The 25,234-nt window shown below is 68.1% G+C and carries 24 protein-coding genes; 11 read left to right on the forward strand and 13 right to left on the reverse strand.

The window, feature by feature from the left end:
- Positions 1-69: 69 nt before the first annotated feature.
- Complete coding sequence (locus tag VDQ18_RS01440; protein WP_323019255.1) at positions 70-2,037, forward strand: lytic transglycosylase domain-containing protein; 1,968 nt, start codon at positions 70-72, stop codon at positions 2,035-2,037.
- 297 nt (positions 2,038-2,334) lie between these two features.
- Here the strand turns inward: VDQ18_RS01440 and VDQ18_RS01445 are convergent, their stop codons facing one another.
- A complete protein-coding gene (locus tag VDQ18_RS01445; protein WP_140197623.1) occupies positions 2,335-2,676 on the reverse strand; it encodes a YnfA family protein in 342 nt (113 codons plus the stop codon).
- Positions 2,673-3,113 carry a MerR family transcriptional regulator gene (locus tag VDQ18_RS01450; protein ID WP_045681275.1) on the reverse strand — a complete coding sequence of 147 codons (441 nt, stop codon included), beginning with the start codon at positions 3,111-3,113 and terminating at the stop codon, positions 2,673-2,675. The genes VDQ18_RS01445 and VDQ18_RS01450 overlap by 4 nt, the downstream gene beginning before the upstream one ends.
- Positions 3,114-3,205: 92 nt before the next feature.
- On the opposite strand from VDQ18_RS01450, the gene VDQ18_RS01455 reads away from it, so the two are divergent.
- The gene (locus VDQ18_RS01455; RefSeq protein ID WP_323019256.1) at positions 3,206-5,437 is read left to right on the forward strand and encodes a heavy metal translocating P-type ATPase; all 2,232 of its coding nucleotides are present in this window, start codon (positions 3,206-3,208) and stop codon (positions 5,435-5,437) included.
- A gap of 140 nt (positions 5,438-5,577) precedes the next feature.
- Positions 5,578-5,934 (forward strand): ion channel, encoded by a 357-nt coding sequence (locus tag VDQ18_RS01460; protein WP_208990406.1) that lies wholly within the window; start codon positions 5,578-5,580, stop codon positions 5,932-5,934.
- A 53-nt stretch (positions 5,935-5,987) separates the two neighbouring features.
- Here the strand turns inward: VDQ18_RS01460 and VDQ18_RS01465 are convergent, their stop codons facing one another.
- Complete coding sequence (locus VDQ18_RS01465; RefSeq protein WP_123193412.1) at positions 5,988-6,422, reverse strand: c-type cytochrome; 435 nt, start codon at positions 6,420-6,422, stop codon at positions 5,988-5,990.
- A 108-nt stretch (positions 6,423-6,530) separates the two neighbouring features.
- Here VDQ18_RS01465 and VDQ18_RS01470 point away from each other — a divergent pair, with 108 nt between their 5' ends.
- The 8 genes from VDQ18_RS01470 (at position 6,531) to VDQ18_RS01505 (ending at position 14,110) form a co-directional block, all read left to right on the forward strand.
- Positions 6,531-6,929, forward strand: coding sequence for a hypothetical protein (locus VDQ18_RS01470; RefSeq protein ID WP_045681279.1), 399 nt, complete (start codon positions 6,531-6,533; stop codon positions 6,927-6,929).
- Positions 6,930-7,001: 72 nt separating this feature from the next.
- The gene (locus tag VDQ18_RS01475; RefSeq protein ID WP_323019257.1) at positions 7,002-8,555 is read left to right on the forward strand and encodes a multicopper oxidase family protein; all 1,554 of its coding nucleotides are present in this window, start codon (positions 7,002-7,004) and stop codon (positions 8,553-8,555) included.
- A 120-nt stretch (positions 8,556-8,675) separates the two neighbouring features.
- Entirely contained in the window at positions 8,676-8,804 is a 129-nt protein-coding gene (locus VDQ18_RS01480) for a hypothetical protein (protein ID WP_264224588.1), read from the forward strand.
- A 16-nt stretch (positions 8,805-8,820) separates the two neighbouring features.
- Positions 8,821-9,207 (forward strand): DUF302 domain-containing protein, encoded by a 387-nt coding sequence (locus tag VDQ18_RS01485; protein WP_045681285.1) that lies wholly within the window; start codon positions 8,821-8,823, stop codon positions 9,205-9,207.
- 1 nt (position 9,208) lies between these two features.
- Positions 9,209-9,883 (forward strand): TVP38/TMEM64 family protein, encoded by a 675-nt coding sequence (locus VDQ18_RS01490; protein ID WP_323019258.1) that lies wholly within the window; start codon positions 9,209-9,211, stop codon positions 9,881-9,883.
- Positions 9,880-11,190, forward strand: a complete 1,311-nt coding sequence (locus VDQ18_RS01495) for an APC family permease (RefSeq protein WP_209056289.1) — start codon at positions 9,880-9,882, stop codon at positions 11,188-11,190. Before VDQ18_RS01490 ends, VDQ18_RS01495 begins: the two co-directional genes overlap by 4 nt.
- 67 nt (positions 11,191-11,257) lie before the next feature.
- Entirely contained in the window at positions 11,258-13,591 is a 2,334-nt protein-coding gene (locus VDQ18_RS01500) for a heavy metal translocating P-type ATPase (RefSeq protein ID WP_323019259.1), read from the forward strand.
- 39 nt (positions 13,592-13,630) lie between these two features.
- Complete coding sequence (locus tag VDQ18_RS01505) at positions 13,631-14,110, forward strand: DUF411 domain-containing protein (RefSeq protein ID WP_323019260.1); 480 nt, start codon at positions 13,631-13,633, stop codon at positions 14,108-14,110.
- 192 nt (positions 14,111-14,302) lie between these two features.
- On the opposite strand, the gene VDQ18_RS01510 is transcribed toward VDQ18_RS01505, so the two are convergent.
- The 10 genes from VDQ18_RS01510 to VDQ18_RS01555 form a co-directional block, all read right to left on the reverse strand.
- A complete protein-coding gene (locus VDQ18_RS01510) occupies positions 14,303-14,557 on the reverse strand; it encodes a hypothetical protein (protein WP_203561091.1) in 255 nt (84 codons plus the stop codon).
- Entirely contained in the window at positions 14,557-15,231 is a 675-nt protein-coding gene (locus VDQ18_RS01515; protein ID WP_062563563.1) for a YcbK family protein, read from the reverse strand. Before VDQ18_RS01515 ends, VDQ18_RS01510 begins: the two co-directional genes overlap by 1 nt.
- A gap of 75 nt (positions 15,232-15,306) precedes the next feature.
- A complete protein-coding gene (locus VDQ18_RS01520; protein ID WP_075784372.1) occupies positions 15,307-15,594 on the reverse strand; it encodes a DUF6127 family protein in 288 nt (95 codons plus the stop codon).
- A gap of 19 nt (positions 15,595-15,613) precedes the next feature.
- Positions 15,614-16,690: a DUF2793 domain-containing protein gene (locus tag VDQ18_RS01525; RefSeq protein ID WP_093359542.1), complete on the reverse strand. Its 1,077-nt coding sequence runs from the start codon at positions 16,688-16,690 to the stop codon at positions 15,614-15,616.
- A gap of 10 nt (positions 16,691-16,700) precedes the next feature.
- On the reverse strand, positions 16,701-20,666 hold the full coding sequence (locus VDQ18_RS01530) for a baseplate multidomain protein megatron (protein WP_323019261.1): 3,966 nt from the start codon (positions 20,664-20,666) through the stop codon (positions 16,701-16,703).
- Positions 20,667-20,675: 9 nt separating this feature from the next.
- Positions 20,676-21,122, reverse strand: a complete 447-nt coding sequence (locus VDQ18_RS01535; RefSeq protein WP_093359544.1) for an NlpC/P60 family protein — start codon at positions 21,120-21,122, stop codon at positions 20,676-20,678.
- Positions 21,119-22,003: a DUF2163 domain-containing protein gene (locus tag VDQ18_RS01540; RefSeq protein ID WP_093359545.1), complete on the reverse strand. Its 885-nt coding sequence runs from the start codon at positions 22,001-22,003 to the stop codon at positions 21,119-21,121. Before VDQ18_RS01540 ends, VDQ18_RS01535 begins: the two co-directional genes overlap by 4 nt.
- On the reverse strand, positions 22,000-22,626 hold the full coding sequence (locus tag VDQ18_RS01545) for a DUF2460 domain-containing protein (protein ID WP_323019262.1): 627 nt from the start codon (positions 22,624-22,626) through the stop codon (positions 22,000-22,002). The genes VDQ18_RS01540 and VDQ18_RS01545 overlap by 4 nt, the downstream gene beginning before the upstream one ends.
- On the reverse strand, positions 22,626-25,043 hold the full coding sequence (locus VDQ18_RS01550; protein ID WP_093359546.1) for a phage tail tape measure C-terminal domain-containing protein: 2,418 nt from the start codon (positions 25,041-25,043) through the stop codon (positions 22,626-22,628). The genes VDQ18_RS01545 and VDQ18_RS01550 overlap by 1 nt, the downstream gene beginning before the upstream one ends.
- Positions 25,036-25,200, reverse strand: a complete 165-nt coding sequence (locus tag VDQ18_RS01555; RefSeq protein ID WP_163464830.1) for a hypothetical protein — start codon at positions 25,198-25,200, stop codon at positions 25,036-25,038. Before VDQ18_RS01555 ends, VDQ18_RS01550 begins: the two co-directional genes overlap by 8 nt.
- Positions 25,201-25,234 lie beyond the last annotated feature (34 nt).

Here is a 25,234-nt window from a genome sequence, read left to right on the forward strand (position 1 = left end):
GACCCCTTTGTGTGTTGCGCAGGCATCCTGTGCGACTAGACTCTTGGGCGCCCCTTTTCAAGAGCATCCATGCGCCTGCTGAAGACCCTGATGACCGCCGCAACCCTCGTCGCGGCCCAAGTCCCCCTTGCCCGGCCCTCCCTGGCCTGGGAGGGAGCGCCGCCGCCCCGCGCGGGCGGCGCCATCGGCGCGCTGGTCAGCGCCGTCCGGCTCGGCGACGTCGACCGCTTCCAGATCCTGCGCGAGGCGGCAGGGCCGATCGGCGTGCGCATCGCCACCTGGCGGATCCTGCGCGAGGGGATCGCCGGGGACCTCTCGACCTATGCCGCCTTCGCCACCCATCACCAGGACTGGCCGGGGATGGACCTGCTCTATACCCGTGCCGAGGCCCGTCTGGCCGGGGAGCCGCCCGAGGCGGTGCTGAGCTGGCTCAGCCTGCATCCGCCCCGCACCTCGGAAGGGTATCTCGCCCGGCTCAGGGCCGAGGTGGCGCTGGACCGCGACCCGACCGAGACGCTGCGCGCGCTCTGGCTGGGCTATCCACTGACCGAAGCAATCGAGACGGATCTGCTGACCCGCTTCGGCGACCAGCTGCGCCCGCTCGCCGCCGAGAGGCTGGATGCGATGCTCTGGGAGGGCGAGCGCAACGCCAGCGAGCGGATGATCCCCCGCGTCGGCGCTGCCGATGCGGCGCTGGCCCGCGCCCGGCTGGCGTTGCAGGCCCGGGCCGACGGGGTCAACGCGCTGATCGATGCCGTGCCCGCGGCGCGCGCCGGGGACCCGGGGCTGGCCTATGACCGTTTCTACTGGCGTCTCAACCGCGGGCTTCAGGACGAGGCGGCCGAGCTGATGCTTTCGGTCTCGCCCGACAACCTCGGCCGCCCCGAGAAATGGGCCGCCCAGCGTGCGCGGCTGGCGCGGCGGGCGATGGAGGCGGGCGAGTACGAGACCGCCTTCGCCCTGGCCGCGCGCCACGGGCTCACCGACAACGGCACCAGCATGGCCGACCTCGAATGGCTGGCGGGCTATGTGGCGCTCCGGTTCCTCGACCGACCCGCCGAGGCGCTTGCGCATTTCCAGACGCTCAGGAACCGCTCGGTCAGCCCGATCACGCTGGGCCGCGCCGGTTATTGGGAAGGCCGCGCGCAGGAGGCCCTGGGCAATGCCGAGGCGGCGCGCGAGGCCTTCGCCTTTGGCGCGCAATATCAGACGGCGTTCTATGGCCAGCTGGCGGCGGAACGGCTGGGGATGGACCTCGACCCCGCCCTGATCGCGCCGCCCGACTACCCCGACTGGCACGACACGCCGCTGGTCTCCTCGGATCTGCTGCGGGCCGCGCTCCTCCTGCACGACGCGGGCCAATGGTACGAGGCGCGGCGCTTCACCCTGCAACTGGCCGAGAACCTGTCCGACGAGGCCCAACTCGGCGCGCTGGCCCAGCTCTGGCTCGACCGGGGCGAGCCGAATTTTGCCCTGCGCATCGCCAAGGAGGCAATCGGCCGCGGCATCCTGCTGCCCAACGCCTATTTCCCGGTGACGGAACTGGCGCAGGCCGACCTGCTGGTGCCGCCCGATCTGACCCTGGCCATCGCCCGGCGGGAAAGCGAATTCGACCCGCGCGTCACCAGCCATGCCGATGCCCGCGGTCTGATGCAGGTCATGCCTGCGACCGGGCGGCACACGGCGCAGCGGCTGGGCCTGCCCTTCGACGAGGGGCGGCTGACCTCGGACCCGTCCTATAACGCGACGCTGGGCGCGGGCTATCTGCAGGAGATGTCGGATCTGTTCGGCGGCACCCTGTCGATGGTCAGCGCCGCCTACAACGCCGGCCCCGGCCGCCCCCGCCGCTGGGCGCAGGATTATGGCGACCCGCGCGACCCGGGCGTGGACCCGGTGGATTGGGTCGAGATGATCCCCTTCAGCGAGACCCGCAACTACGTCATGCGCGTCACCGAATCGGTCATCATCTACCGTGCACTGCTGTCCGGCCAAAGCAGCCCGATCCGCCTGACCGCCCTCTTGCGCGGCGAGGGGTGACAGGGGCGGGCCTGCGGCGGGACGGCGGCCGTCTCGGCCGGGCCGATCCGACCATCGGGCTGAAGCAACGGACAAGGCCCTCGCCCGGCGGACGCCCTATCGCGCTGCAATCAGGGGAAGGTGGCGGAGGGGATGGGTCTGACGTCCAACCTTCTCCAGTATAAGTCATTGATTTTATTTGATGCGCACAGCTGCTACGCTGGAAGAGCGGGAGTCCGTCCGCAAAGGTTGGCTCTATCGTGATGTCGGCAACGATGAGCGGCAGTCGGCTGCCTTGATCTTGGAGAGCACCCCCGATCATCCACCAGCCGCCCTCGGCGCCAACAGGATGACGGCCGCACCGGCGAGGCAGATTGCGGCACCTGTCAGGTCCCAAGTGTCCGGGCGCTGCTTCTCGATGAGCCACAGCCAGAGGAGCGAGGCTGCGATATAGACCCCGCCATAAGCTGCGTAGGCCCGCCCCGCAAAATCGGAGGGGGCAAGGGTCAGGAGCCAAGCGAAGACGGCCAGGCTCAGGAGGCCGGGGACCAGCCAGAGCGCGCTCGCGCCTTGCCGCATCCATGCCCAGACCGCAAAGCAGCCCGCAATCTCGGCCAGAGCGGCACCGATGTAGATGGCGAGGGTGCCGGGTGCGTTCACGATGCCGCCTCGCTCTCCGGATGCTGGTGATCGGTTGCGCATAGCGAATGGTCGCCCAGAACTTCAATGACCCGGCAATCGGCAATCCGACCGCCTGCACATTGCACGACCATGCGCTCAAGTTCGCCTTTCAGCGCAGTCAGGCGCGCAAGGCGGCTTTCAACCTCGGCCAGCTGCGCCCTGGCGATGACATCGGCGGCTGCGCAGGATTGATCGGGTCTGTCAGAGAGACTCAGAAGGTCTCGGATAGCGTCCAGCGGAAAACCGAGCTCCCGCGCATGGCGGATGAAGGCTAGCCGATCCAGTGCCGACTGCCCATAGAGCCGCTGGTTCCCGGCACTGCGATCTGGCTCCGGCAGGAGCCCGATCTGCTCGTAGTAGCGGATCGTCGGAACCTTCACGCCGGCCGCTTCGCCCAATTTTCCGATGGTGAGCATCAGATTTCCTCTTGAAGCTATAGCTACTAGAGACCTTAGGTTCCCGACTCAGCAAATACAATGTTGCCCGCTGGGCGGGTTGGAAGGGCGTGATGACGGCGAACGACAGTGCAACCTACGAATGGACGGTTTCCGGGATGGACTGTGCGTCGTGCGCCGGCAAGGTCCGGGGTGCGGTCGAACGCCTGCCTGGCGTGAGCGACGTCGATGTGGCGCTGATGACCGAGCGGCTTCGGCTGACTCTGGATGAAGGGCAGACCCCTCGCAACCAGATCGAAGCAATCGTCAAGCGGCTCGGCTACGGGATCGCGGCGAAAGGATCGAGCCCCGATCGGAAAGGCTTCGTGCTGCCGGACGATGAGCAAGCGTCCCGTGCGGACGGCTCGCGAGATGCCGCAGGACTCGAGCCCAACGCTGGATCGACAGGGCCCGAGAGCGGTCCCGGGCCCGGTTCGCGTTGGTATCAGACCGCGAAGGGCAGACTGGTGATCGGCACCGGTCTCCTCCTCGCGGCGGCATGGGCCGTGAAACTGCTCGCCTCCCAGGATGTGGCAACGTGGGCATTCATCCTCGCGACGCTCATTGGTGTCGCCCCTATCGCACGCCGCGCCGTCGCGTCCGCCAGAGCGGGGATGCCGTTCACGATCGAGATGCTGATGACAATCGCCGCCAGCGGCGCGCTCGTCATCGACGCCGCCGAGGAAGCGGCGCTCGTCGTCTTCCTCTTCGCCGTCGGGGAGGTTCTCGAAGGTGTTGCGGCGAACAAGGCCCGCGACGGGATCCGGGCGCTCGCTCGTCTGGTACCGAAGACCGCGATCCTGGAGATCGGCGGCCGGACTCGGGTGATACCAGCCGACCAGCTGCAGGTGGACCAGATCGTTCTGGTGCGCCCGGGAGACCGGGTCCCGGCAGATGGCGAAGTTATCGAGGGCACCTCGGGCGTCGATGAGAGCGCCGTCACGGGCGAGAGTGTGCCGAAGCTGAAGGAACCCGGTGCCTCCGTCTTTGCCGGCTCCATCAATTCCGAGGCGGCGCTGCGTGTTCGGGTCACCAAGTCGGCCGAGGACAACACCATTGCCCGTATCATCCGGCTGGTCGAGGAAGCGGAAAGCGCCCGGGCCCCGACCGAGCGCTTCATCGACCGTTTCAGCCGCATCTACATGCCGGCCGTCGTCGGAGTTGCGGTGCTGGTGGCCATCGTCCCGCCCCTCGCGTTCGGGCAAGGCTGGGATACGTGGATCTACCGGGCGCTCGCGCTTCTCCTGATCGGATGCCCCTGCGCGCTGGTGATCTCGGTACCGGCTTCCATCGCCTCTGCGCTTTCTTCAGGCGCGCGTCGCGGGCTGCTGATGAAAGGAGGCGCCGTGATCGAGGCCGCGGCGGCCACCACGCATGTCGCATTCGACAAGACCGGAACCCTGACCCACGGACGGCCGCGCGTCACGGACGTGGTGCCGATCTCGGGATCGGAGACAGAGGTGCTGGCGCTGGCTGCCGCCGTCGAAGCGGGGTCGAGCCATCCTCTGGCGGAGGCGATCCTGTCCCGCGCGGAAGCTGCGGGAGCGCCGTTCCTGGCCGCGACCGCCGCCAAAGCGCTTCCGGGCAAAGGGGCCGAAGCAGTCGTTGAGGGTGAAACCGCCTGGGTGGGCTCTCCACGGTTCGCCGGGGAGCGCGGTGTGTTGGACGACCACGCGCTCCGGGCGGTGGTCGGCATGGAAGATGAAGGCAAGACAGTCGTCGCGGTCTTCCGCCGGAGCCAGTTGGTCGGACTCGTAGCGCTCCGGGACGAACCCCGAGAGGATGCCGCCCGCGCGGTGCAGCAACTCAAGGCGCTTGGCATCGCGTCTGTGATGCTGACCGGCGACAACCGGCGCACGGCAGCAGCCATTTCCGCTGGGCTGGGCATTGACCATCGCGCCGAATTGATGCCCGAAGGCAAGGTCGCCGCGATCCGTGAGATGACCGCCAGAGACCGCGTGATGATGGTGGGCGACGGCATCAACGATGCCCCTGCGCTCGCCACCGCCCACATCGGAGTTGCCATGGGCTCCGGAACGGACGTCGCGCTTGAAACCGCCGACGCCGCGATCCTGCGCAATCGCGTGACCGATGTGGCCGGCAAGATTCGCCTTGCTCGCGCAGCCATGGCGAACATCAGGCAAAATGTGGCGATCGCGCTCGGCCTTAAGGCGGTGTTTCTGGTGACGACGATCCTCGGCACTACCGGGCTGTGGATCGCGATCCTTGCAGATACCGGCGCGACGGTGCTCGTCACACTGAACGCGCTGCGGCTTCTTGCGTTTGATCCGGAACGTGAGGCCTGAGATCAGATCATCGGCAGGGCGATGGTTCCGCTGCCATGCCGCAGGGCCGAGCGCTGAGAACATAAACCTCGGGGTACTGTTCCGCCGCGAGTGCTCAACATGCTGCAACTGGAATCGGGCTTCTGCTCGGTTTCGCGCTGGTGGCCGCCATCTGGTCGCGCACCACTACGGGGCTATTGGCCGTCCGGGGCGTGAAGCCGAACTCGAAAGAGAGACCGCAGGCGGCGATCATGGTGGCGTTCGTCGGGCTGCTCGCGCTCCACACGATTGAAATCCTGGCTTTCGCCGCAGTCTACAGGGCGCTGCAGGGCTGGGGCGTGGGAGGCTTCGACGGCAGCTACGACCCATGCTGGAGCGGCCTGATCTACTTCTCCGGCGTCAACTTCGCCACGCTCGGGTACACGCAGATCGAGGCAACCGGGCCGATACGGATGGTCAACATGATGCAGTCGCTCGGCGGCTTCATGGTGCTGACCTGGTCGGCGACGTTCCTCTAACTCGGTCTGCGAACTGGCCTGGCGCGAGTAGCAGCCGACGACCATGGGGAATGTCAGTTTGCCTCCGACACCCTCTCTTGGTATCGGCGCTCGCGCTCTGGCCATGTGCTCTTGATGTAGTCGAGAACGGCGCGGATGTCCGCGTCGCTCAGCACGTCTGCGAAGCCGGGCATGTCGCTCTCGTATCCGCCGCCGACCACGGCGGCGGTGCCTTCCCTAACGATGCGGAACAGGACATCGTCAGGATGGTGCCAGGTGTGGCCGCTGGCGTCGTGGGGTGGCGCCGGCAACCGGCCGGACGGAAGCGGCGAGCGCCAGCCCGGCTGGCCCTCCAGTTCCGCGCCGTGGCAGGCGGCGCACTGATCCGCATAGATCTGGCGTCCTTGCGCGATGATGTCCGCCGACGCCACGGCGGTGGATGCGGTACCGGCATAACGCCAGCCAGCAAAGACCGCGAGGATCACACCTCCGACGACCAGACCGATCACGACAGTATTTCGGAGAGCTTTTTTCAAGACGTCTATCGCCGATCACTGCGGAATAACATTCGCGTTTGGTCGAGACCACGTTGTGCCAGCGGCGAGGCGCCTGCGACAATGGACATTCTCGTGAGCAATGCCTATCTTTGCAGCATGCTCGAACGTGTCGTCACCATGCTTGCCATACTCGCGATCACCGTGGTGACGACGGTGACCTCCGCGCATGCGACACGCATGAGCATGAATTCCGGTGTGGATCACGCGATGCATGTCGCCGACATGATGCACTCTCCGGTCATTTCGGGCTTCGACTGTGACGCTGGAGAGCACTGTGGATCGGCCGATGCCGAGATGTGCGAGTTCGTATGCGCAGGCCTCTCTGCCTTCCTGACGTCGGCAGGCGAGGAAGCCGGGCACGCCTACGGCGCCGCCAGTCATGACGTCCCGTCCGCGGCAATCCACGTCAGCCGTGCGCCGGGACTGAACGAACGACCTCCCAAGCTCCGTCTCCTCTGAGCGCGCCCGGGCAGACGCCCGAGGCGCCCCATCGGTATTGATGAACGGGACGGAAGTCCCGAGGAGACGACCATGAACATGCTTTCTCGACGCGGCTTTCTTGCCGCAAGTGCGGCCGCCATTGGCGCTGCACACTTGCCCCGCATCGCCTTCGCGCAAGGGGTGGCGCCGATCAGCCTCTCCGCTGCGACGCGCACGCTCGACATCGACGGTCGCGCTGCCACGGTCTTCGGGCTTGCCGGCCCCCGCGGTCAGGGACTGATCCTCGACCCCGGCCAGAGGTTCCGGGTCGATCTGACCAACGACCTGGACGTCGGTACCATCATCCACTGGCACGGACAGATCCCGCCCAACGCGCAGGACGGTGTGCCGGACATGCCGATGCCCCTCCTCGCACCGGGTGAAACCCGATCCTACGACTTCGAGGCACGGCCCGGCACGCACTGGATGCACAGCCATGTGCCCACCCAGGAGATGCAGCTGCTCGCCGCGCCGCTGATCGTGCGCTCGGCCGAGGACGTTGCTGCCGACCGGCAAGACGTCGTGATGTTCCTTCATGACTTCTCCTTCAAGGCCCCCGAGGAGGTTCTGGCCGAGATCGGCGCAGGTCATGGCGGCGGGCACGGCGCGGGCCATGGTGCCGGTGCATTGCCCGATCAGGGCGCTCCCATGGGAGGCATGGGGGCGATGCAGGGCATGGATCACGGGGCCATGGGCCATGGCGCCACGGGCGGCATGCCGATGGGCAACATGCCCCGAATGGGCGGGATGATGGGTATGGGCGGCCAGATGGGCGGCATGGCCATGGACCTGAACGACTATGACTGGGACGCCTATCTCGCCAATGACCGGACCCTGTCGGACCCGGAGGTGGTCCAGGTCGAGCGCGGTGGCCGTATCCGGCTTCGGGTCATCAACGCCGCTGCGGCGACGGTATTCTGGATCGAGACCGGCGGTGCCGAGGCGCGGCTGGTCGCGGTAGATGGGCACGCGGTCGAACCTCTCGCCGGCACGCGGTTCGGTCTGGCAATGGGCCAGCGTCTGGACATCGAGATCGACCTGCCGCACGAAGGCGGCGCCTGGCCGATCCTCGCCCTGCGCGAAGGCGCGCGCGAGCGCACCGGCCTGATCCTCGCCACGCAGGGTGCCGAAGTGCGGCGTCTCGATGCAATGGCGGATGCCGAAGCGCCCGCGTTCGACACCGATCTGGCGCAGGAGGCGCGCCTCATCGCGCTGGACGCTCTGCCGGATCGACCCGTGGACCGCAGCCAGATGCTGATGCTGGGCGGTTCGATGCAGCCGTACGTCTGGACGATAAACGGGGCAGTCTGGGGCCAGCACCAGCCGATCACCGCACGCAGCGGTGAGCGGGTCGTGCTGTCGTTCCACAACATGTCGATGATGGCGCACCCGATGCATCTGCACGGCCATGTGTTCCAGGTCGTCGGGCTGAACGGGCGTCGGGTCGCCGGTGCACTACGCGACACGGTTCACGTGCCACCGATGTCGATGGTCGATGTCGCCCTCGATGTCGGTGAGGCCGCCCGATGGATGCTGCATTGCCACCACATGCCGCACCTTACGACGGGGATGATGACCGAATTCGCGGTCACGGCGTCCGTCTGATCCCAGCGGGTCGTCCGGACATGGCGCCCCGCCCGGCACCGATCCTGGTCTGTCCTGCCCCATGTTGTCGTGAGGGCCGGCCAAAAGACGCACCCTGCGGGTAAAAATCAGGAGGATGAGATGATGAACTGGAACGACATGGGCCCCGGAATGGGTTTCGGAATGGGGTTTGGCTGGCTCTTCGGCCTGCTGATCCTCGTGCTGCTGGTTTTGGCCATAGCAGCGCTGATCAAGTATCTTCGGAAATAGAAAAAAGGAGTTGGCAATGACCTACACGATCAATCGAATGTTCCCCGACGCCGGTATCGACGACGTCGACGCTCGCGCGCGGAAGGCCCTCACCGACCACGGCTTCGGCATCCTGACCGAGATCGACGTCAAGGCGACGATGAAGAAGAAGCTAGATGTCGAGATGCCCGCCTACCGCATCCTCGGCGCCTGCAACCCCAAGATGGCGCATCAGGCCATCGGGATCGAACCGCGCGTCGGTGCGATGCTGCCATGCAACGTCATCCTGCGCGAGGTCGACGGTGGCGTGGAAGTCAGCGCCATCGATCCTGTGGCGTCGATGCAGGCGATTGAGAACGCCGAACTGACGGCCGTGGCGGGCGAGGTGCGCGACCTCCTGGCGAAGGCCGTCGCGGCGGTCTGAGATGAGCCTGCGCGTCACCATTCTCGCGGGCCTTGCGATCCTCGGCATCGGACTGCTCGCTGTCTGGCAGTTCGCGCCTTCGGTGTTCGCCGAGGCGCGCAGCCTCCTGGAGCCCGAGCGTCTGGAAACGCTGGTGGCGCGTGCGGGTCTCTGGGGGCCGGTCCTGATCGTCACGCTTATGACCATCGCGGTCGTGGCCAGCCCAATCCCGAGTGCACCCATCGCACTGGCGGCCGGAGCGGCCTACGGACATCTCTGGGGGACCGTGCAGGTCGTCATCGGCGCCGAGCTCGGGGCGCTGATCGCCTTCGGTCTCGCGCGGGTTCTGGGGCATGATGTCTTGCGGCGGGTGTTCGGTGATCGCGTCGATGCCGGGCTTCTCGGCTCGCAGACCGCGTTGACGGCGACGGTTCTTGCCAGCCGCCTGATGCCCTTCGTGTCCTTCGACATGATCAGCTACGCGGCCGGACTGAGCCGATTGCACGCCTGGCGTTTCGCCTTGGCAACACTGGCGGGGATCATTCCGGCAAGCTTCCTGCTGGCCCATTTCGGCGGCGAGGCGGTGAGCGGAGATCTGGGCCGGGCGACATGGGCAGTACTTGGCCTCGGCCTCTTGACGGGCCTGCCACTGCTTTGGGTAGCCATGCGGCAAAAGCCTGAAAAGGGAAATCCATGACCGGAAGCGAGTACCAGAAGAACAGCATCACCCTTCCTGGTGCGGTAGCCATGGGCACCGGCGTGATGATCGGCGCGGGCATCTTCGCGCTGACCGGCCAGATCGCCGAACTCGCCGGGCCTCTCTTCCCGCTCTCGTTCGTCGTCGGCGCCATCGTGACCGCCTTCAGCGCCTACACCTATATCAAGATGTCGAACGCATACCCGTCTGCGGGCGGCATCGGGATGATCCTGAAGAAAGCCTACGGACCGACGACGGTCGCGGCGGGCGCAGCTCTCCTGATGGCGCTGTCGATGGTCATCAACGAAAGCCTCGTCGCTCGCACCTTCGGAACCTACACCCTGCGAGCCTTCGGCGGCGATCCGGACAGCATTCTCGTGCCGGTCCTCGGCGTGGGGCTGATCGTCTTCGCCTATCTCGTGAACGTCTCTGGCAACCGGTCGGTCGGGCTGCTGTCCATTATCATGGCCATTCTCAAGGTGGGCGGCATTGCGCTGTTCGGGGCGGCCGGTCTGTGGGCCAGCGGCATTTCGTTCGAAGCGTCGGGCGGAGATTTTCGTGCGGGTGGGTTCGTGGCGTCGGTCGCGCTGTCCATTCTCGCCTTCAAGGGGTTCACGACCATCACCAACAGCGGCGCCGAGGTGACCAATCCGCATCGGAACGTGGGCCGGGCCATAGTCCTGTCCATCGCCATCTGCGTCGTCGTCTACCTGCTGGTCGCATTCGCGGTCGGCTCCAGCCTGCCGCTCGATCGCATCGTGGCGGCGAAGGACTACGCGCTGGCTGAAGCGGCCCAACCAGCCCTCGGGCAAACCGGCTTCTACCTGACGGTGGCGCTTGCGCTGGTGGCAACTGCCTCGGGCCTGATCGCCAGCGTGTTTGCCGTCTCGCGGATGCTGGCGATGCTGACGGACATGAAGATGATCCCGCACAGCCATTTCGGGATGCCAGGCACGATCAAGGACCACACACTCGTCTACACCGTCGTGATCGCAGGCTTCCTGACGGTCTTCTTCGATCTCAGCCGCATCGCCTCGCTCGGGGCCTTCTTCTATCTGGTGATGGACATGATCATCCACTTTGGCGTGTTCCGGCATCTGCGCGAAGAAATCGGCGCTCGGGGCTGGGTGTTGCTGACGGCAATCGCACTTGATGCCGTGGTGCTGGCCGCCTTCGCCGCGATGAAATGGCAGTCCGACCCCTTGATCGTCGTCCTGGGTGCGATCGGCATGGCGCTGGTGTTCCTGTTCGTCGGAATCTTCCTCGCACGGAATCCCGCCCTGGAAGGCGCTCACGACCACCATTGAAAAGAGCTTGAGCTTCCAACGGCTGGAAGCGGCAAGCTGAAACAAGAGATCGAAAGGCTGGCAGACTATGGAGCACGATCACCATCACGCGGCGCCCGACATTCCGGCGGGGGCGAATACCGCAAAGGACCCGGTCTGCGGGATGACGGTCGCGGTCAAGCCGGACGGGCGTCACGCCGAGTTCCAGGGAGAGACCTTTCATTTCTGTTCGGAGAAATGCCAGTCGAAGTTCAAGGCGGATCCGTGGTTCTACGCCTCGGGCCGGGCCGCCGGACAGAAGAAGGCTGCTCCGGCCAACGTCCAGTACACCTGTCCGATGCATCCCGAGATCGTCCGCGATGCGCCGGGGTCCTGCCCGATCTGCGGCATGGCGCTGGAACCGATGGTGCCGTCGGATGAGCCCAGCGAGGAGCTGACCGACTTCACGCGTCGGATGTGGATTTCGGCGGCGGCGGCGGTGCCGCTCATCATCCTGACGATGGGTGAACTGGTCGCGCTGCCAGTGCGCGACTGGATCGGGCATCAGACCGCAAGTTATCTCGAGTTCGTGCTGGCAACGCCGATCATCCTCTGGGCCGCCTTGCCTTTCTTCCGGCGCGGCTGGGACTCCATTGTGAACCGCAGCCCAAACATGTGGACGCTGATCAGCCTCGGCGTGGCGGCGGCCTACCTTTACTCGCTCGTCGCGACGTTCCTGCCGGGGGTGTTTCCGGAACAGTACCGGATGGGCCACGGCGTCGGCACCTATTTCGAGGCGGCGGTGGTGATCGTCGCGTTGGTCTTCGTGGGCCAGGTGCTGGAACTCCGAGCGCGAGAACGCACCGGGGATGCGATCCGCGCGCTTCTGGATCTGGCGCCGAAGACCGCGCGGCGCATCCTGCCGGACGGCACTGAATACGATGCGCCGCTGGAGAACATCATGGAGGGCGACCGGCTGCGGGTCCGTCCCGGCGACGCCATTCCGGTCGACGGCACGGTGATCGAGGGCCGCTCGTCGCTGGACGAAAGCATGCTGACCGGCGAGTCAATGCCGGTGGAAAAGGGGCCGGGGGATGAGGTGACGGGCGCCACGATCAACAAGAACGGCTCTCTGGTCATGGAGGCAGGCAAGGTCGGGTCCGATACCGTGCTGGCGCAGATCGTGGCGATGGTGTCGAACGCGCGGCGGTCCCGTGCGCCGATCCAGGGGCTGGCCGACCGGGTGTCGGCGATATTCGTGCCGACGGTGGTGGTCATCGCCATCGTCGCCTTCGTGGTCTGGCTGATCTTCGGCCCGGAGCCCGCGCTGGTCTTCGCAATCGCCTCGGCCGTGTCGGTCCTCATCATCGCCTGCCCCTGCGCGCTGGGGCTGGCGACACCGATCTCCATCACCACGGCGGCGGGGCGCGGCGCACAGGCGGGCGTGCTGATCAAGGACGCCGAGGCGCTGGAGCGAATGGCAGGAGTCGATACGCTCATCGTCGACAAGACCGGCACGCTGACCATGGGCAAGCCGAAGCTGACCGATACGGTTGCGCTCGGGGACGTCACCGAGACCGACCTGTTGTCGCTGGCCGCAGCGCTGGAGCGTGGCTCGGAACACCCGCTGGCTGAGGCGATTGTCGAGGGAGCCGAGGCGCAGGGTGCGCCGCGTCAGGAGGCCACGGACTTCGACGCCGTCACTGGCAAGGGCGTACAGGGCCGGGTCGGTGGGCGCGCGGTGGCGCTAGGCAACGCGGCGATGATGCGGGAGATGGGGCTCGACACCGCGCAGGCCGAGTCAAAGGCCGACACCCTGCGCGCCGAGGGCAAGACGGCGATGTTCGTCGCGCTTGACGGCGCGCTCGTCGGCATCGTGGCGGTCGCCGACCCGATCAAGGAGAGTACCGCGCAGGCCATTCGGGAACTTCATGCCCAAGGGCTAAGGGTGATCATGGCGACGGGCGACAACGAACGCACGGCGCAGGCGGTGGCGGGCAAGCTCGGCATCGACGAGGTGCGCGCAGGCATCCTGCCCGAGGCCAAGAAGGACCTGATCGACCAGTTGCGCCGCGACGGCCACAAGATCGCCATGGCGGGCGACGGGGTGAACGACGCCCCCGCGCTCGCCGCCGCCGATGTCGGCATCGCCATGGGCACCGGGGCCGATGTTGCGATGGAAAGCGCAGGCATCACCCTGCTGGGCGGCGACCTGATGGGCATCGTGCGGGCGCGCAAGCTCGCCCGCGCCACCCTGCGGAACATCAAGCAGAACCTGTTCTTCGCCTTCGCCTACAACGCGCTTGGCGTCCCCATCGCCGCCGGGCTGCTTTACCCTGTCACCGGACTTCTGCTCTCGCCGATGATCGCGGCGGCGGCGATGAGCCTGTCGTCGGTCTCGGTGATCACCAACGCCCTGCGGCTCAGGCGGGTCGACCTCTGATCTGCCAGCCCACACATCCAACCTCGAAAGGAACATCAGATGACCCAAGACATGTTTTCCCGCCGCAAGCTCCTGATTGGCGCAGCTGCGCTGGCGGCTGCGTCGCCCCTGAGGGCTCTGGGGCAAGGCGCCGGACCGGCGATCCACGTGATGAAGGACCCAAACTGCGGCTGCTGCTCGGCCTGGATCGAGATCCTCGAAAACGACGGCTTTGTCGTCACGACCGAGGCGAGCGCCGGAACGCTTCTGATGCGCTACAAGCTGGACAACGGCATCCCGCAGGAGATGGTCTCCTGCCATACGGGTCGTGTGGATGGTTACATTATCGAGGGTCACGTCCCTGTTGCCGACATTCGCCGTCTCCTGCTGGAACGCCCCGACGCGGTCGGCCTCGCAGTGCCAGGCATGCCCTACGGCTCGCCCGGGATGGGACCGGAAAGCCAGCGCGAGGCCTACGACGTGTTTCTGATCCGGCGCGACGGATCGAACGAGGTCTTTACCAGCTACGCTGCTGCCTGACCTTGAGGCTCCAATTCGGCTCTTGATCAGGGGCGAGAACACATACGGACCTGATCCCGGATCACGGCGTAGTCGCTCAGCATCTCGGCGATGGCCGACCCGTGCGGCAGCCGCGCGAGCTCCTCGGCTGCGCGCGCCTGGAACTCGCGGCTGTACTCTACCACGGGCGGGCAGACGGTCGCGATGCCGGGCTCAGAACCGACCGTTGCGCAGCCGCTCAGCAAGCTCGTCGCGAGACCTAGGACGACGAGCCGTCGCCTCGAGCATCTGGCGTTGGACATCATTGGCTTTCTCCGTGGTCTGAAGGCGTTCAGCGAGGCGTCCCGCTCGCTCGCCGGACCGCCGAAGCGAAAGCAGGAACAGGAGCAGGGCGAGGATGATGGCGCCGTAGCGCAAAGCGGCCCGCATCCATGGGCTGGCGGCGAACCCGATCAGGAGCGGGGCCATCACCGCTGCCCTCGGCGCCAGTCATCGAGACGCGCGTAGATCGTGACCGCGATGCCGCCAAGCGCCACGGCGATGAATACCCAACGCAACGTGTCGAGATACGGCACAAGCGGCAAGATCGCGGTCTGGGTCTCGGCCAGCACCTGCTGCGCCACCTCGACGCCCGCCGCGCCCAGCGTCGCCACACCGGCTGCCCCGCCGCCCTTCATGGTGCGGCTGTCAGCCAGCACCTCGCGCGCGGGCGGCGTCTCGGCTGCAAATGCCGTCGCCCGGACCGGGAACCGCTCGCCCCACTGCCGCGCGGGCCCGAGATCGACATGGATGAACCCCGATCGCGGGTAGAAGCCGAAGCCGAGGAATCCGACCTCGCGCGCCGCAGCCTCGAAGGCCACCGGATCGTGGTTCGCCATGGCGATGTCGAAGGCGGCGCCGTCGAGATGCTTCGACCGGCCCGCGCCCCCCACGGCACGGTTGTGCTCTGGGCTGCGGTAGGCGGAGCGGACGATCAGCGGCTTGCCCAGCCGGTCGCGCAGCGCCTGCAGCTTGTCGAGCGCGGTTTCGTTCACGAGCAGCTTGCCGGTGCCCCGGCATGCAATCTCGGCGGGCGAGAAATTCGGCCAGCGCCAGGCGCTCTCCGGCACATCACGCCAATGGCGGTGGAAGGTCGTGGTCATGAGGGTCCTCCGAAACGAAAAAAAACCGCCTCGAGGGCGGGTGCGGTTGGGCTGGTGAACGGGGGTGTTGAGCGGCTACGGGCCGCCGCCGAAGATCTTCAGCTTGATCGCTATACCCGCGAGCAGCGCCAGCATGACGCCGGTGGTGATCATGCGGACGGCGGTCTGCATCGCGGTGCGGCGGACCAGCCGGATGCAGTCGACCAGGGAGCGCAGATCGCGGATGTCGAGCGCGGCCTCGTCGCCGTCGAGGCCGACATCGGCCAGCGCACGCTTGGCGCCTTCCTCCGCCGCCCGGGTCAAGATCGCCTCGAACTCGGCGTCGGGCATGCGCACGAAGCCCTCGGATCGGGGTGGGTTCATCGGATCCTCCTTCCGCCGCTCAGCCGACCTTGCAGCCCCAGAAGGACGTGTGGTCGGCGGCGAAGTAGCCGTCCGCGACCCGGAAATACCCCTGCAGCTCGACGGTATCGCCTGCCGTCAGCGGCACCATGGTCTGAAGCCAGATCGCGGTAGCGAGCGAGACATGAGTGGCGGAGATTTCGCCGAGGGAGCCGCGGATTTCGGTCGTGCCGTTCAGGACGAGCCGCCCGCGCATGCGGGCGGTGGCGCTGGCGTTGATCTTGTACAGCAGAGTCGCGCCGAAGAGGTAGGTGCCGTCCACGGGGGCGACGAAGTGGTTGTTCACGGCGTCGAACGCGCCCTGATCGTTGTAGTCGGTGTTGTTAAGGCCGATCTTGGTCCAGGTGCCGACGCCGACGTAGTTGTCGTAGTTCGTGTAAGCCTTGAACCGCGGCAGCCGGGGCTGATCGACAATGCCGGTGGCGTTGTCGACGCTCAGCCCGTCGAAGAAGGTGCTGCCGTCGGCGGAGACCGCGAGCCGGAAGCGGTCCGACCCGAACAGCCCCACCAGCGCCTTGGTCACGAAGCCGGTCTGGAGGGTCAAACCGAGATCGTCGCCGGCCGCCTCCTTGTTCATGGTGTAGAACAGGTCGCCGGTGCCGCCCTCGGCCACGGTCCTCGCCGTCCAGAGCGCGGCGTTGAGCTTGGCCGAGAACGGGTTCGATGCATCCGCCGTGGTGCCAACCCCGAGGAGCGCCATGTTCTGCAGCGCCGCCGGTGTGGTCCCGAGCCAGCCCGCGCCATCGTAGACCAGCAGCAGGCCCTCGTCCTCGACCCATGCGCGCCAGCCGATCCGCGGGGGAAGTCGCAGCCAGGCGCCATCGGTCCAGAGCGCGACGTTCAGGTCCCATCCGGACCATTCGCCCGTCGCGCCCGAGGCGACGATGTAGCGATCGCCATCGGCGGGACTGCCGGGCGGCGCTGTCAGATCGCGGTCGAGCACGGAGAGCTGCACGAGCCCGTCGAGCAGCCGCAGCGCCTCGTTGTGGGTGACGTGCTTCTGGGCCTGCGCCGCCAGGATGTAGGGCAGCAGGAGATGGGTCGTGGCGTCGGACATGGGATGGCCTTCAGAGTATCAGCGTGAGGGTCTTGGGCGCGCCCCGCCCGACGAGGGCGGAGAGCTGGTAGATGCGGCTGTCGAGCGTGTCACCGGGGCCGAGCGGCGCGCCCCAATCGGCGGTCTGGTCTGCGGCGGTGTAGACCGCGCTGGTGGTGGCGGTGCTCAGCACCCGCTTAACGGTCGCGCCATCAAGGATCTCGACCTCGTAGGCTTCGAGCTCTTCTCCGAGCGGCACTTCTAGCCCGCCCCAGCTGTCGGCCGCGAGAGCTCGGGACCGGCGCGTCCAGCGGATCGTCAGATCGCCGGGCGTGCGCGGCCTGCGCCACGGCTGCTCGACATGGGCGCCGGAGAACGGCCGCAGCCCGACGCCCGCGGGCGTGAAGGATTGCGCCACATAGGTCTCGTCGCTGACGGGGCGGCTCGCCGGACCGATGCGCCAGTTCCACGGCAATCCGAGATCGGCCTCGGCAATCGGCAGGGACGCCAGCGACGCGTCCAGCACCACGACAAGAGCGCCAGCGGGCGCCGGATTGCCCATCGCGCCCTCGGTGCCGCGCTGGCCGCGCAGGAGCCGGGTCAGCCGGTATCGACCCGGCGCCAGCAGTTCGGCCGCGCCCGCCTGCACGATCTCCCAGGTGCCGGGCGCGCTCTCGATAGCCAGCGCATTGGCGCCGCCCAACAGCGTCAGGTCGGTGACGCTCTCCAGCGTGCCGGTGAGCAGATCGACCACAAGCGCATTGCCGTGGTCGAAGCGTGAGGTGGGGCCCGGATAGAAGTCCGAGACCAGCGCTCCGATCCGGGCGCGGCTGCCGAACGTGGTCAGCAACTCGAACCCGTCCGTCGAGGGGCTGCGGAACACCGCCATCTCGCCCGGCCAGGGAAGAGCGTGCGCCGCGACAAACGGTCGATGCGCGGGCTGGTCCTCGGTCAGCTGCGGCAGGTCCATCAGCACCGCGTCCGGCGCGCCGAACACCACGGCCCGCGTCAGCGACGCCGCGCGGGGATCGCCGGGCGGCAGATCGTAAGTCGCACGGTCCTGCCGCACCGCCTCGATGCCGCGCGCTGCCGCGTCGGCGATGGAGACGAGCCGCAGATCGACCAGACGCCCGTCATGCGCGAGCCGGATCGCATCGGCCGGATCGAACGCGAGGCGCGAGGGTGGCAAACGGAACGCCGCCGTCTCGCGGCCCACCCACGCCTCCATCAGCGCGCGGCGGCAGCGCCTCTCGGCCTCCTCGGGCGGCACCGCCATTGGAAAGGACTCGGACGCGATCCGGGTCGTGTCCACGGTGATGCGCCGGGCCTCGACGAGGGCCGCGTCGTAATCCTCGTCGGCGCGGGCGACCTGCCATTTCAGGGCCTGCGGCAGTTCGGTCTCCTGCTCGCGCGTCAGTTCCAGCACATCGCCCTCGCGGGTGGCCACCAGATCGTCGGGCGCGAGGGTGGCGACGGAGGCCCGGCCGCGCATGACAAAGCGGATCCCCCCCTCTGTCTCGACGGCGTCGAAGCCGAAATGCCGCGACAGCGTTGTGATCGAGGCGCGTGGGCTTTCCAGCGCCGTGATGGCGTAGCCTTCGACCGCGCCCCAGAGGCCGGTGACGTCGATCCGGGACTCGGGCAGCCCGGCGCGCAGGCAGAGGTGCCGCACGAGCGCCGCCAGCGACACCGCGCCAAGCCGTCCGGTCAGCCAGTGCCCCAGCCGCCAGTTCGCCCCGTCCGTCCAGACATCGGTCAGCGCCGGAAAGAACGGGTACGGCCGCGCGTCCCAGGTCCAGGCGGCGCATTCCGGCACATGCACCATCCGGCCGCCGTAGACCGATGACACCGGGTTGTTCGCCGGGACGCCCCACCAGAGGTACGTCGCCTCGAGATAGGCGCGCTGGATCGCGTCGTCGCGCCAGCCCCGCGAGAAATGCGGCGTGAAGCTCTCGGACGACTTCGGGTCGAAGAAGACGTTCGGCTGGTTCGTGCCCCGGTCGATGGCGGGACAGCCGAGCTCGGTGAACCAGATCGGCTTCGACTCCGGCGCCCACGCCGTCAGCGTGCCGCTCTCCACCCCGCCCGGGCGGTCGTAATGCGCGTTCGACCACCAGGCGCGAAGATCCTTGTAGCGGAAAACCCATGGCTTGCCCGCCGCGCCATCGCTGATCGGGGTGCGCACCTGTGCCACCCGATCAGCCGCACTGGCATAGAACCAGTCGAAGCCTTCCCCGCCCGCAATGTTCCCCTGCAGATAGGCCCGGTCGTAGATCGCAGGCCAGCCCGCCTGCGCATCCGCGTGCTCGAACCCGTCGCGCCAGTCCGACAGCGGCATGTAATTGTCGATGCCGACGAAATCGATCTCCGGGTCCGCCCAGAGCGGATCGAGGTGGAAGAACACGTCGCCCGAGCCGTCGCCCGGCTGGTGCCCGAAGTATTCCGACCAGTCGGCGGCGTAGCCGATCTTCGTCCCGGCCCCGAGAATGGACCGCACATCGGCAAGGAGGTCCCGATAGCCCTGCACCGCCGGATAGGTGGCCGCGCCCGAGCGGACCGTCGTCAGCCCCGGCATCTCGGTGCCGATCAGGAAGGCATCGACCCCGCCCGCCGCCGCGCAGAGATGGGCATAGTGCAGCACCATGCGGCGCAGGCCCCAGTCGCCGGGCGTGCCTGTCCACGAAACCGATTGACCCGCCACGCTGAAGCTCGCAGGTGTCGCCGCGCCAAACAGCGCCGCGACCTGGCTTGCGGCCGTGGCAGTCTTGTCGACCGATCCCGCGTAGCCTGCCGCTGGAGAACAGGTGATCCGGCCCCGCCAGGGGAAAGCGGGCTGGCCGGTCTCGGCGGCGTTGTCGGAATAGGGGTTCGGCAGGGTGTTGCCGGGCGGCACGTCCATCAGGATGAATGGGTAGAATGTCACGCGCAGCCCGCGCGCCTTCATCTCCTGGATCGCCTGCACCACGGCGAAGTCGGACGGCGTGCCGCCATAGACCGGGCGGTCCTGGTCGTCGCGGCTGACCAGGAAGGCGTTGGCACGGCTCACGCCGTTCACCGACCAACTGGCGGGCGTGGTCGACTTGGCCGAGACCTCGACGCCCGGCCGCACCTTGCAGGAGCCCGCGCGCAGGTCGTCGCCGAACCAGGCCACGACGAGGCTGACGCTCTCGACCGCAGGCGCCATCGCTTGCAGCCGGTCGAGCGCCTCCACCATGTCGGTGGAGTCGGCCAGCGCGTTCAGGTTCTCGGGCATCGTCGCGCCGCCATCGGTCTTGCGGATGGCCTGCGTGGCATATGTGAACTCGCCCGAGGCCGGGATCATGGTGACGGCGCGGGTCAGCCCCTCGGCGGTGTCGGGATCGGCGAGCGGCCGGAAGACTTCGAAGGACAGCTGCGGCAGGCGGTTGCCGTAGGTCGAAAGCGCCAGTTCCTCGAAGACGACATAGGCGGTGCCGCGATAGGCGGGCGTGTTGGCTGCGCCCATCTTCCCCGCAATGAACGGGTCCGCCGTCTGCGCCTCGTCGCCGGGATACCAGCGCCAGGTGACGCCGGAGAGGTCCATCGGCTTGCCGTCGGCCCAGATCCGGCCAATGCCGGTGATCGGGCCTTCACACAAGGCCACCGCGAAGCTGGCGTAGTACAGATACTCGGTGGTCTTGACCTTGCCGCCCCCGCCGCCCTTGCCGCCGCCCTGCGTCGTGGTCTTCGTCTCCTCGCTGAAATCGGTCGCCCAGATGATGTTGCCGCCCATCCGCATCCGGCCATAGAGCCGCGGGATCACCGCGCCCTCGGTGGCCGAGGTGATGCGCAGCGTGTCGAGCCGCGCGCCCTCGATGCGCTGGGTCGGCGCCAGCGACGAGATGATCCAGCTGTCGACGACCGAGCCGATGCTCGAGCCGATGAAGCCGCCGATGGTCGCGGCGCTCACGCCGAGGATCGCCCCGCCGATCGAACCGCCGATGGCGGCGCCGGCTGCACCGAGAACAAGCGTTGCCATGTCGGGGTCTCAGCGTTGCGGGAAGAGGAAGGCGAAGGCGATGCGCCGCCGCCAGGCATTGGTGAGCGGTTCCTCGATCACGCCGAGCCGCTCATAGGCGTGGAGGAAGGTGGCAGGACCGGTGAGGATCCCGACATGCTTGGCGATGGCGCGGGGCCTCATGCAGAAGAGGACCAGCGCGCCGGGACCGGCCTCGGCAGGCGACACCTCGATCATCATGCGCCGCGCGCCTTCGGCCAGAACCTCGCGCGGGCCGGTCTCGCCCCAGTCGCGGCTGTAAGGCAGAATCGGGAACGGCTCCGGCCCCACCACGTCGCGCCAGACCCCCCGCGCGAGCCCGAGGCAATCGCAACCGACGCCGCGCAGGCTGGCCTGGTCGTGGTACGGCGTGCCGAGCCAGGAGCGTGCGACGGCGACGACACGCGCGGGGTCGGCCGATGCGAGAGGTTGCGTCACAGCACGCCTCCCTCGTGGCCGCCATCCTTGGTGGCGTAGCGCAGCACGGCATCCTGGCCGGGGATGTGCGGGAACCCCCGGAAGTTGGCCGTGTTGGCGAACCTGGCGCCGCAGGTCTCGATCCGCTTATCGCAGCCCGCACGGATGGTGAAGGCATTGCCCTCGGAGATCTCGCGCACCGGCGCCTCGAGAAGGGTCAGCACGGCGATGCCGTCCGTCACATCATGGCCGAGAACCTCGGCCCGACGCCCCGCGTTGGAGCCACTGGTCCATTCGATGGTCCCGAAGGTGAACCAGCCGGAGGCGAAGCCGCCGAGGCCCGAAGCGGTGAAGGCGCGGTCGCGTAGAAGGTCGATCACGACGCTCGTGCCCTTGAACGCCGGGTTCTCCAGATCGACGCCGCAGCGCGCATCGCCGAGCGCGGCATCGCAGGTCGCCTGGAACGTCCGCCCGATCGTCTGGCCAAGCACATGCGCGAGCGAGCGGACTTCGGCGACGAAGGCCAGCCGCCCGCGCCGGATCTGGCCGATGGCCCCGCGCCGCATCAGCACGCGCTGGTTCGTGTCGGCCCAGTTCACCCGCCAGACTTCGACCTCGGCGTTATCCCAGCGGCCGTCGAGGATGTCGGTCTCGGTAATCCGGTCCGAGGTCAGCACGCCCTCGGCGTCCTGCGCATCGACCGAGAGGTCCGAGCCGGAACGGACCTCGGAGGCCGTCAGCCCGCTCTCGGGCTCGAAATCCGTCCCCTCGAAGCTGAGCGTCCGATCGTGGTCGGTGAAGCCGAAACTCGTGCCGTCGGCGCGCACGATCCGCCAGCACCAGGCGAGCGTCGTCGTTCCCTCGTCGAGATGGGCCTGCAGGTCGGGGTCGAGGGACTTCATCGGCGCAGTTCCAGAAGCGGGATGGAGGTGATCGAGCCGAGCCGCTCGAGGTCGAGCGTCACGTCGAGCGCGTCGGTGTCGAAACGGACCGGCACGTCGAACTCGAAGCCCGCGGTGATGGCGGCGCCAGCGCCCGGCGCGGTGCTGAAGGTGACGACGCCGGTGGCGGTGTCGACCGACCAGCCGGACAGCTGCTCGACCCCGCCGAGCGCGATGCGCGCGGTTCCGGTCACCGGCTTCGCGACGGCGCGCGTCCAGGATTGCGCACCCGAGGCGTAGCGCTTGACCAGCTGGAAGGCGGTCGTCGCGCCGTCGCCCGTGCCGATAGACTGATCGGTGGGCGACGGCGTGCCCGAAGGCAGGCAGGACTTGTGGTCACCCCAGTCCTTGAACCGGAAGCCATGCAGGCGGCCATTGCGCGCCTCGAAGAAGGCGACGACGGCGGCCAGATCGTCGGCGCGGCGGATGCCATAGGCGACATCGTAGCGGCGGCGCGAATTGGCCCAGCTGGCGTTGCGCTCCTCGTCGCCCGAGGCGAGCTCGACGATCTGCGTGCGCCGCTCCGGTCCGCCCCGCGCACCTCGGCTGATGTTGTCGGGAAACCGGACCTCGTGAAACGCCATCACATGCCCCTCCGACCGAGCGACACGGCGCGGGCGATATCCGCGGCGACCTGCGTTCGCGATTGCCGGAAGCTCTCGGCGTCGCGGGCCATGATGGTCACGTTGACCCCGCCGCCCGCGCCGTAGCTCTGTGCCTCCCGCCGCGACAGCACGCGTTCCCCGCGCTGCAGGATCGCGGGCACCTCGTCGTGACGAAGCCCGGCCATGCCGCCACCATGCATCCGCGGCGCGGCGGCGAAGGCCATGGCCGGGACCATCCGCGAGGGTCCAGCCGATCCGACCATCCCGCCCGCATGCAGGACGTTGGCGAAGATGCCGCCCGCCCCGGAGAAGACGCCGGAGAGCGCATTGGCGATCGGCCCGAGGATGAACCGCCGCGCCGCCAGTTGGGCGAGATCGGCCAGCAGCGACGTCACCAGATCGCGGAAGTCGAGCTTGCCGGTCTTCACGAACTGGCCCACCGCGTTCTCGGCCGACTGGAAGGCGCCGACGAGGCTCTGGCCGATGTCGCCACCGATCTCGCGGGCCTTGCTGGCGTAGTCGGAGAGCGCGGCGGTGACCGCCCGCCAGCCGGTGACGGCCGCGTCGGTCGCGGGCTCCGCTACCGCAGCAGCAGCTCCGGCCGCCACACCTGCATCTGTTGCGGCGCGCCCGGCGTCGCCGAGGGACGTCTCCAGGCGCTCCGCCGCAGCGGTGGTCTCGGCCAGTGCGTCGGCGCCGTCCTCGTCGGTGCCGCGTACGGCATCGCGCAGCGCCTGCCAGCTTTCGAGGGGCGCACGGGCCCCCTCCGCCAGGTCGCGCGCCGCGCCGCGGTAAAGGTTGGCGGACTCGAGCGCCCTGTTCGCCGCCTCGGTCAGACCGAGATCGGGCGCGGAGAGCGGATTGTCCTCGAAGGCCCGATCGAAGGCCGCCTGAGCTGCCGTGGTTGCGGCAGTCGCCGCTCCCTCGAAGCGGTTCTCGATCTCGCCGAGGTCGAGGTCCGGAACCAGCGATATGCGCCGCTCCGACCCGAGCGCTTCGAGCCCCTGGTTGATGCCGCCGATAAAGCCGTTGATCCGCGAGACCACCCCGTTCAGCATCGCCTCGACGCCATCGACCAGGCTGTTGGCCGCCTGGAACGCGAGATCGCCGATGGCGGCGGGCAGCAGGCCCCAGATCGCCTTGATCGCCTCGTAGGCGCCTTCGAAGGTGTTCGCGGCCGTGTTGCCGAAGCCCACCACGCTCTCGATGGCGCTCTGCATGCCCGATGCGGCATCCGCCTTCAGGTCGAAGAACATCGCCGTGGCGGCCGCGCCCGCCGCCGCCGCGCCCATACTGATGCGTTCCCAGACCTCGACCGCGAGGTCCTTCAGGAGCGACATCGCTTCTCCGAAACCGCCGGCGCCGGAGACGAGCCGGGTGAACTGGTAGACGAGCTCGCCCGCGCCGACGATCAGCGCGCCGATGCCGGTGCGGATCAGCGCCCCGCGCAGGACAACGAGCGCCGTGGCGAGGCCCCGGACCGAGAGCGCCGCAGCCGCCATGCCGGCGACCCAACGTCCCGCGAGGAACGCCGCGAAGGTGGCGGCATAGGTGGTCAGGCGGCCGATGTTGTCCAAGAGACCGCGGATCGCGATGCCGAGCGGCCCGGTGCGGCTGGCCACCGCCGCCATGGCATCGGCGACGGCTTCCAGCGCAGGTGCCGCTGCGACCGCCAACTGGTTCGAGAGCCCGCGCCAGACCAACCCGAGCCGCGAGATGGCGTCGTTCGTCCGCTCGATCTGGTCGGCGTCCTGCTCGGAGACGACAACCCCGAAGGCGAGGACGTCCTCTGTCGCCTGGCGCAGCGTCGCGGTGTCGATCCGGCTCATCGCGATGGAGCCTTCCTCGCCGAAGAGCTGGCCCGCGACCGCCGCGCGCTCGGCGGCAGGCACGAAGCTCTCGATCGCCGCGTTGATCGCGCCCACGCGCTGGTCCAGCGGCAAGGCGATCAGCTCATTTGCTGAAAGCCCCAGCCGGTCGAGCGCGTCGGCAGCAGGGCCGGTCCCGGCGGCCGCCTGACTGAGACGGCGCGTCAGATCCTTGGTGGCCTGCTCGATGCCGGACATGGAGACGCCCGCCAGATCGCCCGCGCGCTCCAGCGTCTGGATCGAGGCGACGGTGGTGCCGAGCGACTGCGCCAGCTTCGCCTGCGCATCGACCGTCTGCAGGCTGGACCGGATCATCGCCACGCCAGCAGCGGCTGCGGCGGCCACGGCAGCGGCAGCCGCGACCCGCACCCGCCGCGAGAAGGCCGCGAGCCGGGCGTTCGCGGCTTCCATCTCCCGGCTCAGCCGTCCGAAGCCGCGCGACCCGGCCTCGCCCACGCCTTCGAGTTCGGCGCGCACCTGCCGTCCGCCCACGGCCGCGAGGCGGACGCTGACCCTCTTCTCAGCCATGGGAATGATCCATCTTTTCGTTGAGCTTGGCCACCATCACCGCTTCGATGACGGGCAAGAGTTCACCCGCAGCAGCGGGCGGGACGCCGAGCGCATTTCCCAGAGCGAGGGCCGCGGACAGGTCCCAGCCGACCACCGCGCCGGGCAGCACGCGCAACTGACCGCCGAGGCGGCCGACGAGATCCCAGACC

Origin of the sequence: Pararhodobacter sp. (assembly GCF_034676075.1) — a bacterium.
GTDB lineage: Bacteria > Pseudomonadota > Alphaproteobacteria > Rhodobacterales > Rhodobacteraceae > Pararhodobacter.